This window comes from Roseateles sp. P5_E11 (assembly GCF_054049355.1).
This window is the reverse complement of record NZ_JBFUMO010000708.1, coordinates 1-2,574: the sequence shown is the minus strand read 5'-3', so window position 1 is coordinate 2,574 and position 2,574 is coordinate 1. Positions and strand designations below refer to the sequence as shown.

Annotated in this window: 3 protein-coding genes; 1 reads left to right on the top strand and 2 read right to left on the bottom strand. The window is 70.5% G+C overall.

Annotated features, from left to right (window positions below):
- Nucleotides 1-93: 93 nt before the first annotated feature.
- Nucleotides 94-630 carry a histidine phosphatase family protein gene (locus ACXJKR_RS29485; protein ID WP_056192718.1) on the top strand — a complete coding sequence of 179 codons (537 nt, stop codon included), beginning with the start codon at nt 94-96 and terminating at the stop codon, nt 628-630.
- Here the strand turns inward: ACXJKR_RS29485 and ACXJKR_RS29480 are convergent.
- Nucleotides 627-1,466, bottom strand: a complete 840-nt coding sequence (locus ACXJKR_RS29480) for an HDOD domain-containing protein (RefSeq protein ID WP_056192721.1) — start codon at nt 1,464-1,466, stop codon at nt 627-629. The two genes, ACXJKR_RS29485 and ACXJKR_RS29480, sit on opposite strands and share 4 nt — an antisense overlap.
- A 340-nt stretch (nt 1,467-1,806) precedes the next feature.
- The coding region (locus ACXJKR_RS29475; RefSeq protein ID WP_457325870.1) for a glycerate kinase type-2 family protein at nt 1,807-2,574 on the bottom strand (768 nt) is incomplete at its 5' end.

The window sequence follows — 2,574 nt, the reverse complement described above, 5'->3', positions numbered from 1 at the left end:
GTCATGGGGCTTTGCAAAGGCGTACGGCATGGGGCCGGGATGGTAACTGGCAGGCCGTGGCGAGAATGGCACCCGACCTCTTCTGGAATCGCGATGAAGCCCTTGTCTGTCCTGCTGCCAGCCTGTCTTCTGACATTCGCCCTGGCCGCCCCGGCCGCGGCCGCGCCCGATCTCGTCATCCTGGTGCGCCACGCCGAGCGCGCCACCGAGCCCACGGGGGACCCCGCGCTGACGCCCGCTGGCGAGCAGCGCGCCCAGGCCCTGGCCCAGGCGCTGGCCGGCCTGCACGTGAACAGCATCCTGACGACGCAGTTCCGCCGCACGCGCGACACCGCCGCACCGCTGGCCAAGGCGCTGGGCCTGCAGCCGCGCGTGGTGGACGCCAAGGGTGCCGCCCATGTGCAGGCGGTGGCCGACGCGGTGCGCGCCCAGACCGGCGTGGTGCTCGTCGTCGGCCACAGCAACACCGTCACGGCCGTGCTGGCAGCGCTGGGCGGCCCGAAGCTGGCGGACCTGTGCGAGACGAGCTTTCATCACGCCTTCTTGCTGCAGCCAGCAACCGAGCCGCCGCGCTGGGCGCAGTTCAGCTATGGCGCGCCGAGCGGAGCGCCCGAAGCGAACTGTCTCTAGTGCAGCATCTGCTCCACCTCGGCCGCCGGGTCGCCGGTGGCGGCGATCTTGGCGGCGAGCAGGTCCAAGTCCAGATGCAGGTGCTCGATCAGCTCGGGCACGGCCACCTTCAGCGCATGCACGGGCTCGTCATGGTGCTCGGCGGCATCCGCCAGCACCTCGGCCACATGCAGCACGGCCGCGATCAGCGAGAAGGGGCGGATCTCCAGCGGCGTGTTGGCGTCCTTGAAGGCCTCCACCATCGCCTGCGGGAAATGCCAGTGCGCAGCCAGCGACGCGGTCACGTCGGCGTGGGTGCAACCGAAGCGGTGCTCCTCCAGCGAGAAGCGGCTGCCGGGCTCGGCGGCATGGGTCTCGACGTCGGCCACCAGATGCGGCTCGTCCAAGGCCATCAGCAGCTGGCCGGTGCGCAGCATCAGCCCCGCGAGGTAGGCGGTGTCGGCCGTGGCCGCATCGGCGCCCAGCATGCGGGCCAGGATGCGCGCGTAGTTGGCCGTGGCGACCCCGTGGCGCCAGAAGGTGGCCCGGTCCAGACCCTGGACCTTGGGAAAGGCACCGCTCAGGCAGGCGGCCATGGTGAGGTTGCGCAGCGTCTCCAGGCCCAGCGCATGGGCGGCGTCAATGACGGTAGCGATCTGGTGCGCGGGGCTGTAGTGCGCCGTGTTCGCCAGGCGCAACACCTTGGCGGTCAGCGCTGCGTCCTTCTCGATCAGCGCGGCGATCTGCGAAATGCCGACGTTGTCGTCGTCGAAGCTCTTCAAGAGCCGCGAGGCCACCTCGGGCATGGTCGGCAGGGCGTTGTGCCTGACGAAGAAACGTTCGGCAGCTGCACTCATCTTTGACCTCCGGGGCGATGACAGTCGGGCCAGTCTAGGACGAAGGCCGCGGACTCGCCACGGACTTCACGTCAGGGCCTGTTAACACCACGGCAATGGGCCGCGAAGGCTAGCCGCCAGGGGCCAATCAAGGCGCAACGCGCCGCCCCGCACTCATGTGCGGGCCAGCGGTGMAACGCCGAGTGGCCCCTGGCGGCTAGCCTTCCCTTCGGGTTGCGGCCGGAAAGGCCGCGCGCGGCGTTGCAAAATCCTCGCCGGGCACCCAGCCCGGCTGCGATTTGCGCCTTGCTCGCGGCCTTTCTGGCCACAACGCGGCCCGTTGCCGTGGCGTTAACAGGCCCTAAACGATCAGCAATGCGCGGAAGTCATTCACATTCGTGAAGCTCGGCCCCGGGACGAGCAGGTCGCCCAGCGGCGCGAAGAAACTGGCGCTGTCGTGCTCGTCCAGCAGGGCCTGCGGATTGAGCCCCAGGGCGCGGGCGCGGCCCAGGCTGCTGGGAGTCAGCAAGGCACCGGCATGGGGGCCAACACCGTCGATGCCGTCAGTGTCGGCGGCCAGCGCATGGACGCCGGGCTCGCACTGCAGGGCCAGCGCACAGCCGAGCAGGAACTCGGTGGCGCGGCCGCCTTTTCCAATTGCGGCCGCGAGCCGGCTCGGGTCGACGGTCACCGTCGTTTCGCCGCCGGACAGGATCACGCAGGGCCTGGCAAAGGGCTCGCCGCGGCGTGCGACGGCGCGAGCGAGCGCCGCATGCATGCCGCCGACCACGCGCGACTCGCCTTCGATCTCGTCGCTGAGGATGTGGGCGGCGATGCCCTGCTCGCGGGCAAAGGCGGCGGCCGCCTCCAGGCTCATTTGCGGCGTGGACAGCATGACGAGTTCATGGCCGGCTTGGGCGAAGTCACCGGGCTTGGGCGTCTCGAAGGTGCCCGACTCGAGTCCGCCGCGGGCGGCGGCGGGCAGTTCGATCTTGTAGCGCCGGCAGATGGCCAGCGCATCGGCGCAGGTGGTCGGGTCGGCCACCGTCGGGCCGGAGGCGATGACGGCCGGGTCGTCACCGGGCACGTCGCTGATCGCCAGCGTCAGCACCCGCGCCGGCGCGCAGGC

Bases quoted from the DNA above. Each gene is read 5' to 3' on its own strand.
- ACXJKR_RS29485 (WP_056192718.1), top strand. From the start codon at position 94: ATGAAGCCCTTGTCTGTCCTGCTGCCAGCCTGTCTTCTGACATTCGCC.
- ACXJKR_RS29480 (WP_056192721.1), bottom strand. From the start codon at position 1,466: ATGAGTGCAGCTGCCGAACGTTTCTTCGTCAGGCACAACGCCCTGCCG.